11 protein-coding genes are annotated in these 14,928 nt (G+C 61.0%); 1 reads left to right on the forward strand and 10 read right to left on the reverse strand.

Annotated features, from left to right (window positions below):
* Positions 1 to 2 precede the first annotated feature (2 nt).
* The 5 genes from X566_RS15915 to X566_RS15935 all read right to left on the reverse strand — a co-directional run bounded on the left by X566_RS15915 (position 3) and on the right by X566_RS15935 (position 9,114).
* Complete coding sequence (locus X566_RS15915) at positions 3 to 3,281, reverse strand: DUF2126 domain-containing protein (protein ID WP_034469278.1); 3,279 nt, start codon at positions 3,279 to 3,281, stop codon at positions 3 to 5.
* 192 nt (positions 3,282 to 3,473) lie between these two features.
* Positions 3,474 to 4,919 carry a benzoyl-CoA 2,3-epoxidase subunit BoxB gene (gene boxB / locus X566_RS15920; protein WP_034469760.1) on the reverse strand — a complete coding sequence of 482 codons (1,446 nt, stop codon included), beginning with the start codon at positions 4,917 to 4,919 and terminating at the stop codon, positions 3,474 to 3,476.
* 17 nt (positions 4,920 to 4,936) lie between these two features.
* Positions 4,937 to 6,625, reverse strand: coding sequence for a 2,3-epoxybenzoyl-CoA dihydrolase (boxC, locus tag X566_RS15925; RefSeq protein ID WP_034469762.1), 1,689 nt, complete (start codon positions 6,623 to 6,625; stop codon positions 4,937 to 4,939).
* A gap of 110 nt (positions 6,626 to 6,735) precedes the next feature.
* Entirely contained in the window at positions 6,736 to 7,557 is an 822-nt protein-coding gene (locus X566_RS15930; RefSeq protein ID WP_034469281.1) for an alpha/beta fold hydrolase, read from the reverse strand.
* Between the two features lie 15 nt (positions 7,558 to 7,572).
* Positions 7,573 to 9,114: a benzoate-CoA ligase family protein gene (locus tag X566_RS15935; RefSeq protein WP_034469284.1), complete on the reverse strand. Its 1,542-nt coding sequence runs from the start codon at positions 9,112 to 9,114 to the stop codon at positions 7,573 to 7,575.
* 120 nt (positions 9,115 to 9,234) lie between these two features.
* On the opposite strand from X566_RS15935, the gene X566_RS15940 reads away from it, so the two are divergent.
* Positions 9,235 to 10,224, forward strand: coding sequence for a helix-turn-helix transcriptional regulator (locus X566_RS15940; RefSeq protein ID WP_409337835.1), 990 nt, complete (start codon positions 9,235 to 9,237; stop codon positions 10,222 to 10,224).
* 35 nt (positions 10,225 to 10,259) lie between these two features.
* On the opposite strand, the gene X566_RS15945 is transcribed toward X566_RS15940, so the two are convergent.
* From X566_RS15945 to X566_RS15965, 5 genes are read right to left on the reverse strand one after another with little or no spacing between them, the layout of a single operon-like run.
* Positions 10,260 to 10,970: an ABC transporter ATP-binding protein gene (locus tag X566_RS15945; protein ID WP_034469287.1), complete on the reverse strand. Its 711-nt coding sequence runs from the start codon at positions 10,968 to 10,970 to the stop codon at positions 10,260 to 10,262.
* Positions 10,967 to 11,743, reverse strand: a complete 777-nt coding sequence (locus X566_RS15950; RefSeq protein ID WP_034469289.1) for an ABC transporter ATP-binding protein — start codon at positions 11,741 to 11,743, stop codon at positions 10,967 to 10,969. The genes X566_RS15945 and X566_RS15950 overlap by 4 nt, the downstream gene beginning before the upstream one ends.
* Positions 11,736 to 12,737: a branched-chain amino acid ABC transporter permease gene (locus tag X566_RS15955; protein WP_051444242.1), complete on the reverse strand. Its 1,002-nt coding sequence runs from the start codon at positions 12,735 to 12,737 to the stop codon at positions 11,736 to 11,738. The genes X566_RS15950 and X566_RS15955 overlap by 8 nt, the downstream gene beginning before the upstream one ends.
* Before the next feature lie 2 nt (positions 12,738 to 12,739).
* On the reverse strand, positions 12,740 to 13,612 hold the full coding sequence (locus X566_RS15960; protein ID WP_034469292.1) for a branched-chain amino acid ABC transporter permease: 873 nt from the start codon (positions 13,610 to 13,612) through the stop codon (positions 12,740 to 12,742).
* Between the two features lie 51 nt (positions 13,613 to 13,663).
* Complete coding sequence (locus X566_RS15965; protein ID WP_409337833.1) at positions 13,664 to 14,872, reverse strand: ABC transporter substrate-binding protein; 1,209 nt, start codon at positions 14,870 to 14,872, stop codon at positions 13,664 to 13,666.
* Positions 14,873 to 14,928 lie beyond the last annotated feature (56 nt).

Here is a 14,928-nt window from a genome sequence, read left to right on the forward strand (position 1 = left end):
TCCTAACCGTTCGGCTTCCTTCGCAAGTCAAGCGTCAGCGGAAATTCGCGACTGACCTCGTCCGCGGGGGAATCGACAAGGCCGCCAGTATGGCCATGATCCTGGAACCGCGCCAGTCGCCTGCCCTGGGCCTCATAGGAATTGACCGGGAATGTGTCGTAGTTGCGCCCACCCGGATGGGTGACATGATAAACACAACCACCCAGCGAGTGGTTGTTCCAGAGATCAAGCAAATCGAATGTCAGCGGAGCATGCGATGACATTGTCGGATGCAATCCCGCCGGCTGCTTCCAGGCCTTGAAGCGAACACCCGCTACCGCCTCGCCAGATTGCCCGGTCCCGGTCATCGGCAGCTTGCGGCCGTTGCAGGTGACGACATGACGGTCAAACACGAGACCGGTGGCCCTGACCTGCAAGCGCTCGACGGACGAATCCACCAGCCGCACAGTACCGCCGGATGCTCCATCTTCGCCCATCACATGCCATGGCTCCAGTGCATGGCGCAGCTCCAGCATCACGCTACCAAGTTGAACCGAGCCGTAGAGCGGAAAGCGAAACTCACGCTGCGCTTCGAACCAGAGCGGATCGAACGCGTAACCGGCGCGGCGGAGATCGCTCAGGATGTCGAGAAAATCCTGCCACACGAAATGCGGCAGCATGAAGCGATCATGCAACGCCGTGCCCCATCGCACCAAGGAGCCTTGCTGCGGCTCGCGCCAAAACCAAGCGATCAGCGCGCGCAGCAGCAGTTGTTGCGCGAGACTCATTCGCGGATCGGGCGGCATCTCGAATGCGCGAAACTCGACCAGACCGAGCCGCCCCATGATCCCGTCCGGTGAGTACAGTTTATCGATACAGATTTCCGTGCGATGGGTATTGCCGGTGACGTCGGTCAGCAGATTGCGGAACAGGCGATCGACCAGCCAGAGCGGAATCGTCCCGTTATCCGCCTCAGGCACCTGCGATAGCGCGATCTCCATTTCATACAGAGAATCGTGGCGCGCCTCGTCAATGCGCGGCGCCTGGCTGGTCGGGCCTACAAACAAACCCGAAAACAGATAAGACAGGGACGGGTGCCGCTGCCAATAGACGATCAAGCTCCGCAAGAGATCGGGGCGCCGCAGAAACGGCGAGTCGGCCGGCGTCGCTCCACCCACCACCATATGATTGCCGCCACCGGTCCCGACGTGACGTCCATCGATCATGTACTTGTCGGCACCCAATCGCGTCTTCCGGGCGCTGTCGTACACAGCCTGGGTGGTCTCGACAGCCTGCCGCCAGCTCGCCGCTGGATGGACATTGACCTCGATCACGCCGGGGTCGGGGGTCACCTTGATGACGTTGAGGCGCGGGTCGTCGGGCGGCGGGTAGCCTTCGATCTGGAGGTGCAAACCAGTCTCGCGCGCGCTCCGCTCAATGACGGCGACGAGCGCGAGATAATGCTCAAGGCGCTGCACCGGCGGCATGAACACGCACAGAACACCATCGCGCGGTTCGACGCTAACGGCAGTCCGGACAGCGCCGTTCATGTCGCCTTCATCGGCGGGTGTCTCCACCCCAAGTGGTCGTGAGTGAGACGAACTCTCGCTCGACAACGGCTCACGCAATTCGGTCGGATCTTGCGAATGAACGTACGGGAAATCCTCTGGCGCGAGCCATGGTAGGCCGCTCAATGGCAGGCGATGCCCGATCGGGGAATCGCCAGGCACAAGAAACAATTTTTCACGCCGGAACTGCCAGTGCTCGCTCGTCCATCGTCCATCGGCCGCGCTCTCATTCACCTGGACCGGCAGCACGTAACCGACGGGGCTCCCGAGACCCTGTTCGAAGACCCGCAGCATCCGCCGTCGCTCATCCGCGTTCTGCAGCTTGGGATCGGAGATATCGACGTTGAGCGGCAATTTCCCTTCCTGCAACAGCCAATGCGCCGGGTCCTCATAGGCCGGCACGACATACGCGACATCCACCCCAAGATTACGAGCGATCGCCGTCAGCAGCTGCTCCGCATCCCGTGACGTCGCATGCCGTGGCTCATCTTCCCGCGCGATCAGATCCGCATCGCGCCAGATCGGCACACCGTCCTTGCGCCAGTAGAGACCAAACGCCCAGCGTGGTTGCGCTTCGCCCGGATACCACTTGCCCTGCCCATAATGCAGCAATCCATCAGGCGCGAAACGCGTGCGCAGTCGTCGAACTAGGGCATCCGCACGCACACGCTTCTGCTCACCGAGTGCCACGGTGTTCCACTCCGCACTCTCGAAATCATCAGCCGCGACGAATGTCGGCTCGCCGCCCATGGTCAGCCGCACGTCCTGCGCGACCAGATCGCGATCGACCGCCTCCCCGAGCTTGTCCAGCTGACCCCAGGCCTGTTCGGAGAAAGGCCACGTCACGCGCGGAACCTCGCGCATCCGCGTGACGTTCATCTCGACATCGAAGGTGCTTTGCACCGGCTCGGTCATGCCCGATACAGGCGCCGCCGATCGGTAATGCGGAGTAGCGAACAGCGGAATATGTCCTTCGCCGCACAGAAGTCCCGATGTCGCATCGAAACCGATCCAGCCGGCACCGGGCAGATAGATCTCGGCCCAAGCATGCAGATCACAGAAGTCACGCTGAGGGCCCTTGGGTCCGTCCAACGGATCGATATCCGCCCGCAACTGGATCAGATAGCCTGAGACAAAGCGTGCGGCGAGACCGAGGTGCCGAGCTATCTGCACGAGCAACCATGCACTATCGCGGCAAGAGCCTGACGCACGCTGCAGCGTTTCTTCCGGCTCTTGCACGCCGGGCTCCATACGCACTTCGTAGGCGATCATCTGTTGCAAGCGCCTGTTGAGGGCAACCAGCAGATCGACCGTGCGAACGTCCGACACCTGCAAGGCGGCCAGCAAAGCTTTCAGTCTCTCGCCTGCGGACTCCGGCGTGAGATAGGCAACCAGTTCATGCGCAAACTCAGCCGGATACGAAAATGGAAACTGCTCGGCATACGGCTCGACGAAGAAGTCGAATGGATTGACGGCAACCATGTCGGCGAGCAGATCGACAGTGATGCTGAACTTGTCGGCCTTCTTCGGAAATACGAAACGGGCAAACCAGTTGCCGTGCGGATCCTGCTGCCAATTGATGAAATGCTCGGCCGGTTCGACGTTCAAAGAATAGCCGAGAATCTTTGTCCGGCTATGCGGCGCCGGCCGCAGCCGCACGATCTGCGGGCCGAGCGCGACAGGCCGCTCGTAGCAGTAGCGGGTAAGATGGCGAAGGGCGACGACAACCGACACACGAACCTGCCTGACCTAGAATTTGCCGCATCCAAGGTCTTGCGCAAGTCGCACGTTGTCAACGCAACCTTTCGCCTTGCTCCAATCCCGGTTAGCACCCGTTAAAGGTATAGACCACCTTTTCGGCATTCTGCCTACGCATTGATCCGATAAGGATCAGTCTGCATGCATCGGGCATTCCGACCAGCTACGTCAGGCTGCGATCTTCACATATTCGAAATCGCCCGGCTTGTTGTCGATACCGACCTTGGGCGGCGCAATCCAACCTGCAAACTGGCCCGGCTCCGATACCGGCCGCATCAGCGAGGCGATGAAATCGCCATCGGCGGTGGACGGCAGGTAGTCGTCTCGCACCTTCGTCCATTCCGTGTCCGAGAGCAGAATGCCCTTCGGCGTCGCCTGGACATTCCGGAACTCGCCGATCTGACGGTGAAACGCGGTATGCGGCAGCTCGAAGCGGAAATCCACGCCAAGCGCGCTGATGATCTTGTTCCACCGCTCGATGCCCTTGTTGCAGTCGTTGGTGTAGTCATCGCGCAACCGCATGTTCAGCGCGGTCAACGCCGGCTCATCGACCAGCGTGATTTTGCCGTCGACCAGCTTCAACACCGCGTACGTATCGCTGGTCAACTGGTGATCGTCGCGCAGGCGCGTCTCCTGGAAACGTCCCTTCAGGCCAGCATTGTAGAAGTTCGCCGCGTTGGTCGACACTTCCGAACCAAACAGATCGAGCGACAAGGAGTAATGCAGATTGATTTTCTTCTGCATGGTCGGCAGATCGATCACGCCCAGCGCCCGCACGCGCGCGATATCGTACGGGTCCTCGATCCCGGCCTCCTTCATCGCCTCGCAGGTGCGGCGCATCACGCGCGCCACGCCGGTTTCACCGACGAACATGTGGTGCGCTTCCTCGGTCAACATGAAACGGCACGTGCGCGACAAGGGATCGAAGCCGGACTGCGCCAGGCTCTCGAGCTGCATCTTGCCATCGCGGTCGGTGAAGAAGGTAAACATGAAGAATGACAACCAGTCCGGCGTCGCCTCGTTGAAGGCGCCGAGCATGCGCGGCGCATCCGCATCACCCGAGCGGCGGCGCAACAGATCATCCGCCTCCTCGCGCCCGTCACGGCCAAAATATTTTTGCAGCAGGTAGACCATCGCCCACAGGTGGCGGCCTTCCTCGACGTTGACCTGAAACAGATTTCGCATGTCGTAGAGCGATGGGGCAGTTTTGCCGAGATGACGCTGCTGCTCGACGGAGGCGGGCTCGGTGTCCCCTTGGATGACGACGAGACGTCGCAACATCGCGCGATACTCGCCGGGCACCTCCTGCCACGCCTTCTCGCCCTTGTGCTGACCAAAGTTGACGAGGCGCCCCTCCTCCTGCGGCGCGAGCAGGACGCCCCATCGGTATTCCGGCATGCGCACGTAATCGAATTTCGCCCAGCCTTTCGGATCGACGCTAACGGCCGTGCGCAGGTAAACGAGGCTCTCCTGGAAGCCTTCCGGCCCCATATCATTCCACCAATCGAGGTAGCCGGGATGCCAGCTCTCCAGTGCCTTCAGCACCTGGCGATCCTGAGCGAGATCGACGTTGTTCGGAATCTTCGTCGTGTAATCGACATTCATGAGATTCATGACCGGCTCCTCGGTGCTCACACGCGCGTCATATCGAACTGGGCCTTTTGGCCGGTGCCATAGCGTTGCAGCGCGCCCGCCTCACCGACCGCGTTCGGACGCTGGAATATCCAATTTTGCCACGCAGTGAGCCGTGCGAAGATTTTCGATTCCATCGTCTCCGGGCCGACGAACCGCAGGTTGGCTTCAAGCCCTGTCAGGCTGTCGGGCGACAGGCTGGCGCGCCCCTCGAAGAACACGCGCACCTCATCGTCCCAGTCGATGTCATCGAGGGCGAAGGTGACAAGGCCAAGCTCTTCGGCCATCTCCGCATCGAGTGCCTCACTCTGCCGCTCACGCGCACGCTGAAGATCGATCGGATCCGCCTGGAAGCGAGACTGCAGCCGTGTCAGTCCATGGCTCATCGGATACGGGCCGAAGTTCATGGCGCTGAGCATCAGGGCTGCCGGTGCGCGATTGTCGCCTTCGCGTTGACCGATCAGCATATAGGAGCGATCCGCGGCAAAGACGAGTTCGGCCAGCGTGCCGGCAAAGCAGGAGCCAGGCTCGATCAGCGCCACCAGAGTTCGCGACGTGACATCGATGCGCTTCAACACCCGCTTCCAGAAGTGCCGCACCTCGTTGACCAGCCAGTGGTCTTTGTTGGCATCAAGAAACGTGTCGTAGGCCAGCACGCTGGCGCCATCGCCATGAGACTTGAAGACCAGGATCGTGATCTCAAGCTCGTTCAACCGCAAATGCAGGACGGCATCATCGAGTTCGCGCGCGACTTGCAAGGGCCAGAACGTGGCGCCCTGCAGCCGCATGGCGGCAACATCCGTCGGTGGCGGCGTGTCGGGCGCCTTGATGGAAATGCTGGCAATCCGCGCCGCGCGATCGATATCGACATTGACGTAGCCATAGCGAATGCTGTCGCCCTCGATCTCGCGCGCAAGCTGTGTCAACGCGATACCCTCGCCTTCGCCGCGCCGCGGTGACATCGCTGCGAATTCCTTGGCACGCTCGCTGACACGCGTTTCGAGCTTCGAATTCGGCACCGTCTCATCGACCAACCGCCAGTGCACGGCGCGCTTGCCTTTGAGACCTTCTTCCATCGTACAGAAGAAATCCGCCCGATCACGCCTCACCTTGCGCTTGTCGACAACGCGGGTCAGCCCTCCCGTGCCGGGTAGAACCGCCAGCAGGGGTACCTCCGGCAGCGATACGGCCGCCGAGCCGTCATCGGCGAGAATGATGTGATCGGCCGCAAGCGCCAATTCATAGCCACCGCCAGCCGCCGTCCCGTTCACCACGCAAATGAAGCGCTGGCCGGAATTCGCGCTGGAATCCTCGATACCGTTGCGGGTTTCGTTGGTGAATTTGCAGAAGTTGACCTTGTGCGCGTGGGTCGATCCGGCAAGCATGCGAATGTTGGCGCCGGCGCAGAAGACGCGGTTCTTGCCGGAGCGCAGCAGCACCGTCTTCACCTGCGGATATTCGAATCGCAACCGCTGCAATGCATCGGCAAGCTCGATATCGACACCGAGGTCATAGGAATTCAGCTTGAGCTGATAGCCTTCGAACAGACCGCCGTTCTCATCCACGTCCATCGTCAGCGTGGCGACATCACCATCCACTGCGAGTTTCCAATGGCGATACTGCGAGGGATCGGTCCGAAAATCGATATGGCCGGCGCCGTTTGCCAGTTTTCGCTCCTCAACAGCCATGTCGGCACCCACATCGCGAGGCAAGCTCGAAATATGCATAATAATGCATATAAACTGCAAATCGTCCAGTCATATCGGCAGGATTATGCATTTTAATGCATAGAGCTACATCAGGCCGCATCGACGAGTGCTCCCTCGCCATGGCCCGTGAGGATGCGATTGACGAAACCGCTGATCGACTCGAGCGTCACGTCCGCCGCCTCGCGATGCGGTGCGTGCCCCGCTCCGGCAATCATCGTCACATCGACCGGACAGTAGCATTCCTCTTCGGCAATTTCGATCTGCCGCGCGGTGCCGTACTGGTCGTGCTCTCCTTGAACGATTTGCACCGGCACGCGGATGTAGCCAAGATACTCCGAAATATCCCAGTCCCGGAATTTCGGATCGAGCCAAGCGTCGTTCCAGCCATAGAATGCGCTGTCCACGTCGCTGTGCCAGCGCGCGAGCTTGCTGCGCAGGTCGCCCTGCTCGTAGGTTGCCTTGATTGCGGCAATCGAGCGCACCGAAATATCTTCGACGACGAAGTGTGGCGCGATCAATGATAGCCCGCGAATGCGATGGTCCTGCACACCCCCGGTATAAATCGCCGCGATCGATGCACCATCGGAATGTCCTACGAGCAGGCCGCGGCGGAAGCCAATGGCCCCCAGCACCTTCGGTAGAACATCGAGCGCCTCGCGATGCATGTATTCAAGCGAACGCGGCAGCGCGGCCGGGCTCGACCCACCATAACCAGCCCGCGAATAGACGAATACACCGGCACCCGTTTTGGCCTGCAACCTGTCAGGGACATCGCCCCACAGCCCGGCGCTGCCGAGACCTTCGTGCAGCATGACCAGCGTCGGCGCGGCCTCGGGCGCAGGACCGATGCTGCGATACTCGAGTTCGCTCGCACCGATCGAAATCCGGCCCGACGCATTCCAGTTTCTCATCGCAGCAACTCCCTGTCAGTACGCAGCGCGCAGTTTGAAACGCTGAATCTTCCCGGTCGCGGTCTTCGGCAGACTGTCCACCACCTCGATCCACCGTGGATATTTCCACGCGCCGATCTTGGTCTTCACATGCTCCTTCAACGCCTCATTGAGACCTTCGTTCGATGCGCCGGGCTTCAACACGACAAATGCCTTTGGCTTCAACAGGCCCTCGCCGTCTGCGGCCGCAATGACGGCGGCTTCGGCGACCGAAGGATGCGTGATCAACGCGCTCTCGACCTCGAACGGCGACACCCAGATGCCCGAAACCTTGAACATATCGTCTGAGCGGCCGCAGAAGGTGTAACGACCATCCGCGTCGCGCACGTACTTGTCGCCCGTGCGCGTCCAGCCGCCCTCGAAGGTCTGCCGGCTCTTGCTGCGCTGATTCCAATAGCCTTCCGCAGCCGACGGCGCATCGACCAACAGCTCGCCGACTTCGCCATCCGCAACATCGGCTCCGACATCGTTGACGAGGCGGACGCGATAGCCGGGCACCGGACGCCCCGACGAACCATATTTAATGTCGTCTGGCGAGTTGGAGAGGAAGATGTGTAGTAGCTCAGTCGAACCGACACCGTCGAGGATATCCACGTCAAAGCGCTGCTTCCAGGCTTGCCCTACCGCTTCCGGCAACGCTTCGCCGGCAGAAGTGCAGATGCGCAGCTTGGGAAAACGCGGCTCGTTCCTGCATCCCTCGTCGTTCAGCATGGCCGCAAACAACGTCGGCACACCATAGAAGATCGTCGCGCCGTACTGCCGCATCAATCCGAACATCGCCGCCGGCGTGGGGCGGTCCGGATACAACACGGTGGTCGCTCCAACCGACATCGGAAACGTCAGCGCATTGCCGAGACCGTAGGCGAAGAACAGCTTCGCCGCCGACAGACCGACGTCGCCCTCGCGAATGCCCAACACCTGATGCGCGTAGGTCTCTGCCGTCGCCTGCAAATTCGCATGCAAATGTCGTACGCCCTTCGGCATGCCGGTCGAACCAGACGAATAGAGCCAAAAGGCTGGTTCGTCGCGATGGGTATCCGCCGTCGCGAAGGCCTCGCTCTCGCGGGCAACCTCATCGGCAAAGCTCAAGTACCCTTGCGCATCCTTGCCGACCACGACCACATGCGCGAGATCCGGCATACGGCCGAGCAGTTCCTGCACCACTGGCAACAACGCGTCCGAGATGAACAGCACGCGCGCGCGACAATCGCTGAGGACGTAAGCGTATTGCTCCGCGGTCAGCAGGGTATTGAGCGGCACCGGCACAATGCCAGCGCGGATCGCGCCGAGAAACACGATGGGAAATGCGATCGTGTCGAGCATGATCATCGCAATCCGCTCTTCACGGCGCACACCGAGACGCTTCAGAAGATTGGCAAGACGCCGGCTTTCAAGCTGCAAGTCGCCATAGGTCAGGCGCGCCGCCGGATCGGTGAAAGCGAGCTTGTTCGCGCGGCCTGCGTCGATGTTGCGGTCGAGCAGATACGTCACCGCATTATAGCGATCCGGCAAGCTCATGCGCCCCTCCGCCGTTGCTGGGATGAGGCGCCCGCATGTTAGCACAGGACCGAACTGCCGCCGCTTGAACGGCATGGCTCTATATCCTTGCCCGTCGCGCTTCCGCCCGCCTATTGAATTATAATTCATATAAAGCCAGCCATACGGGTTGCTGTCAATGAGAGCCAGCACTATGGTTCGCGGTCGAATTTCGAAAATCCAACGGCGGCCATGGCCGAACGACCCTGCTCCGACGACGTCTTCCTTCAGCAGCTGGGCCAGCAGGTCCGCACCACGCGCGGCCTGCATGGCATGTCGCGTAAAGTTCTGGCGAACGTGTCGGGGATTTCGGAGCGCTACATCGCCCAACTCGAGAGCGGCAAGGGCAACGTTTCGATCGTGTTGCTGCGCCGCCTGGCCCACGCGATGGGAACGCCGCTGGAAGACATCATTCCAGGCAGTGACTCGCCCGACTGGCCCGTCCTCCGCGCCCTCGCGCGCAAGGCGACGCCACAACAGATAGCCGCCGCCAAAGAAGCGATCATCGGACAGGCCAATGCCCCTCCCCTTCGCAAGCTGGCGCCGATCGGCATCGCCCTGATCGGCCTGCGCGGCGCGGGTAAAAGCACGCTAGGCAAACAGCTCGCCGAGACCATCGGCTGGCGTTTCGTCGAGCTCAACAAGGAAATTGAAAAACAGAACGGGCTTTCGGTCGCCGAAATCCTTGCGCTGTACGGCCAGGAAGGCTTCCGCCGTATGGAGCAGATCGCGTTGGTTCAAACACTCGCATGTAAGGAGCCGATCGTGCTCGCGACCGGCGGCGGCATTGTCTCCGAGCCGCTGACCTTCGATCTGATCTTGTCGTCGTTCTACACGGTGTGGCTGAAGGCCGAGCCGGAGGAACATATGGCTCGCGTGCGCAACCAGGGCGATCTGCGGCCGATGGCCGACGACCGCTCGGCAATGCAGGAACTGCGAACAATCCTGCTGAGCCGCCAGCCGCTTTATGCGCGCGCGTCCGCGCAAGTGGACACCGCTGGATTGAGCGTCGAACAAGCCGCGGCACGGCTGCTCGAAACGGTCAAACCGATGGTGGCGCGAAGTCAGTCCCGCACGGCGACAAGACGTTAAACGAGCTTTCGCAGAATCCCGCACTGCCGTTGCGGCTACACGCCGAGATAACGCTCCAGCGTATCCGGCTGCCCCTGCAATGATGCCGGGGTACCGTCGAACACCACGCGGCCCTTGGAAAGCAGAACGACGCGATCGGCAACGCGTGACAGGCTGCGGAAATCCTTATCGACGACGATGGTTGCGATCCCTTCGCCCTTGATCACCGCGAGCGTATTCCAGATGTCCTGCGCCACCATCGGCGCGAGGCCCTCGGTTGCTTCATCGATCAGGATCAGATCCGGGTTCGTCATCAGCGCACGACCGATCGTCAACATCTGCTGCTCGCCACCCGAGAGCTGATGCCCACCGTTGTTGCGTCGTTCGCGCAGCCGCGGAAACAACCCGAAGATCCGGTCAAGCGTCCAGGTGCAACGGCCGTCGGTCGCAGGTCGTGCGGCCATGACGAGATTCTCGACCACTGACAGCGAGCCGAATACGCCGCGTCCCTCAGGCACGAACGCAACGCCCGCCTGCGCGATCGCCTCCGGCGCCGCCCGCGTGATGCTTTTTCCTGCGAATACGACGTTGCCTCGACAGTCCGCGACAAGTCCCATCAGCGAGCGCAGCAACGTGGTTTTACCCATTCCATTGCGGCCGATCAAAGCGACCTGCTCGCCACGATGCAGCTGCAGATCGATGCCGTGCAGCACCTGGCTCGCACCGTAGAACGCTTCCAGCCGCTCCACCGTCACCAGCGGGCTCACGCGGCTTCTCCATGGCTACCGAGATAAGCGGCACGCACCGCCGGATTCATCCGAACTTCGCCCGGCATCCCCGACGCAATCACCCGGCCGTCTTGCATCACCGTCAACCGGTCAGCGAGTTCGAACACCGCGTCCATGTCATGTTCGACCAACAGCACCGCATGCCCCTTCCGCAACGAAGCGATCAGGCTGATCACCTCGCGCGCTTCCTGCTGTCCCATCCCGGCGAGCGGCTCATCGAGCAGGATGATGCGCGGCTGCGTCGCCAGCACCATGGCGATCTCGAGTTGCCGCTGCTCGCCATGGCTGAGCACACTCGCCAGTGCATCGACACGCGGCATCAGCCCGGTACGTTCCAATGCCTCGTGAGCGGCGCGGTTGACGCTCAGATCGGAGAATGCGCTTCCGAACATCCGCAGCGGCCTTCGTCCATGCGCCTGTGCGGCGAGCCGGACATTCTCGTAAACCGAGAACTGCGGAAAAATCGTTGTCTTCTGGTAGGAACGGCCGATTCCTGCCCGCGCACGCCGCTCCGCCTTCAAGCGCGTGACGTCCGCATCGTCGAGAACGATCGAGCCTGAACTGACCGGGATATCACCCGAGAGCAAATTGATCAGCGTCGACTTACCCGCACCGTTCGGTCCGATAACGGCGTGGATTTCATCCTGATGCACGTCGAGCGAAACGCGCTCCACCGCATGCACGCCACCGAATTGGCGCGACAACCCGACCGCACGCAATGACGCCGTCTCCGGGACTTCTGCCTCAGGCATGGTTCACCTTCGCGGCCTTATCGATCGCCTGCGGCAACGGCGGTCGTTCGGCGTCGCCGAGCACAGCCCGCAACAGATGACGAACTCCGTTGGGAAGAACCAGGACGATCGCGATCACGACGAGCCCTTCGACAAGCTTCCAATGCTCGGTGCTGGATTTGAGCACCTCTTCGAGCCCCATCAGGACGAAAGCGCCAATCAGCGGTCCGGCGACCGATCGCAGCCCGCCGATCAGCACCATGACCAGGATCGTCGCCGACAGGTGCCAGCCGAGCATCTGCGGAGCGACAAAGCCAAACTGCACTGCCGCGAGATATCCGGCAATACCCGCCAAAGCGCCTGAGATGACGAAAGCGATCAGCCGCAGTCGGAAAATGGGGAAGCCGAGCGAGCGAGCGCGGCGCTCATTGTCACGAGCGGCTGCGAGTGCGTGGCCGAACGGCGAACGCACCAGCGTCGTCAGCAATGCAACCGTCAGCACGACAATCGTCAGAACAGTCCAATAGAACACCGCCGGCTTCTCGAGATCGAACAACACCTGCCCTGCGAGCGCGATCTCGGGCTTGTAGTTGATGAAGGCGCCGTCGGAACCGCCCGCGAGCTTGGTGTCATGGAACAGGAAGAACAGCATTTCGCCAAAGGCCAGCGTCACCATGATGAAGTAGATGCCGCGTGTGCGCAGCGCGAGCGCACCGATGATGAGTGCGGCTACAGCGGTCACACCAACCGCCAACGGGAGCGATGTCCAGAACGACACCGGATCGTATTTCGGGGTCGCCAGCGCCAGCACATAACCGCCGAGACCGAAGAACGCCGCATGACACAGGCTGACCAGCCCGCCATAGCCGACGACGAGATTCAGGGCCATCGCAAGGATGCCCATGATCATGATCTTGGCCGTGAACTGAATGTAGTAGGTCGGCGCCAGAAACGGCAGCGCGGCTGCGAGAACGAGCAGCACGGCCGGGATCAGCCAAACGCGGGCGGCAGCCATGGTCAAACCTCGCGCCGCCCGAGGATGCCGTTTGGTCGCCAAAGCAGCACGCCCGCCATCAGCACATAGATCAGAATGCTCGAGATATTGGGAAAGAACACTTTGCCGAAGGTATCGGTGAGGCCAATCAGCAGCGCGCCGATCGCAGCGCCCGTAATGGAGCCGATGCCGCCCAGCACCACGACGACGAACGACAGGATCAACATGCCGTCGCCCATCCCCGGAAACACGGTAGAAACCGGCGACACGATGATGCCCCCGAGCGCCGCCAGCGCGATGCCGACCGCGAATACATAGCGGTTGATCGTGTCGAAGCTGATGCCGAGCGCTCGCGTCATCTCGCGATTTTCCGCCCCGGCGCGAATGATCATGCCGATCTTGGTGCGCTGGACGACGTAGAAGATCACCGCCGCGACGGCGAGACAGAATCCACAAATAGCCAGACGGTAGACCGAGTACGACAGGTTCTCAGTCAATTGAATCGTACCGGAGAACATCGGCGGCGGAGCCACCGCATGGACATCCTTGCCGAACAACAACTGACGAACTTCATCAAGAACGAGGATCAGGCCGAACGACAACAGCACCTGGGCAAGATGATCGCGGCCATATAACCTGCGAATGAAGATGCTTTCCAGCAGCAGGCCGACGACAAAAGCAATCGCCATCCCGCCGACCAACGCCAGCCAGAAACTCCCCGTCGCTGCGGCAATGCCATAGGCCAGATAAGCGCCCAGCATATAGAAGGCGCCATGAGCGAGATTGATCACGCCGAGGATACCGAACACCAGCGTTAATCCGCTGGCGACGAGAAAGAGGACCATTCCATACTGGATGGCGTTCAACAACTGAACGCCGAAGGTGACAAGGTCCATACCCATCCCGCCCTAAGACGGAGCGGGCCATAACGACCCGCTCCTCAATCATCAAGCCATTCTGCAACCGCGCGCGGGATCATCCACATTGGTCTGTGCAATGGACACAAACTCGTTGCGCCCATTGCGCACCTCGCGCAGGTATATGTTCTGGATCGGGTTATGCGCCTTGTTGAAGCTCAGCGGCCCGCGCGGGCTGTCGATCTTCGCAGCTCCCATCGCCGATACCATCTTGTCGCGCGCCTTGGTGTCACCACCGACCGCCGTCAACCCGATATCGAACAGCGCGCCAGCGTCATATCCCTGCACTGCATAGATATCGCCTTCCAGATTGGTCTTGGCCTTGAATGCCTTCAGGAAAGCGACGTTCGCCGGATTGTCCAGGTTATCGGCGTAGTGCAACGTGGTCTTGATGCCGTTCGCAGCCTCGCCCTGTGCATCGAGCGTGCCGTCGGTCAGAAAGCCTGCGCCATAGAGCGGGATTGTCTTGTTCAGACCCGCGGCGGCATAATCCTTGACGAACTTCACCGCACCCGCCCCCGCGAAGAACGAAAACACGGCATCGGGTTTCAGCGTCGCAATCCGCGTCAGCAACGCCTGGAATTCGACCTCCGGGAAAGGCACCGTCAGATCCTCGACCACCTTACCGCCGAGCTTGGTGAAATTCTCCGCAAAGGCGCCCATCATCTCCGCCCCCGCGGTGTAGCGCCAGGTGATCGTCGCAACGTTCTTCAGTCCCGCATCGATCATCACCTTGCCAGCGGGATAAGTCGTCTGCCAATTGGAGAACGATGTCCGGAAAATATTCGGTGCGCATTGCGGGCCGGTTGCATCGTTAGCGCCAGCATTCGGGATGATCAGCAGCGTGTTGGTATCGCGCGCGACTTTCACCATCGCCATGGCGACGCCGGAGTGGACGGTGCCAAGCACCATGTCCACCTTTTCGCGGCCGACCAGGCGGTTCATGTTGTCGGTGGCCGACTCCGGCTTCGATTCATCATCCACCTGTACATATGTAATCTCACGACCGCCAAGCTTCCCTCCCTTCTGCTCCACATACAGACGGAAGCCCGCATCGATGAACTGGCCAAGCTTGGCGTAAGTCCCCGTGTAAGGCAGCATGAGGCCGACTTTCAATGGAGCCGCCTGCGCAATCGCTGGCGAGCGCAAATGCGGCGCTGCGACCAACGTCGCCGCTCCGGCCGCACCGGACAAGAGACTGCGTCGCGTGAGGCCGGATGGCTGATTGCGAATCATCATGAACGTCTCCTCCTCTGATTTAATTATCGTCTGTTAGCGGCAATGGTTGAGAACGA

The organism is Afipia sp. P52-10 (genome assembly GCF_000516555.1).
Classification (GTDB): Bacteria; Pseudomonadota; Alphaproteobacteria; order Rhizobiales; family Xanthobacteraceae; genus P52-10.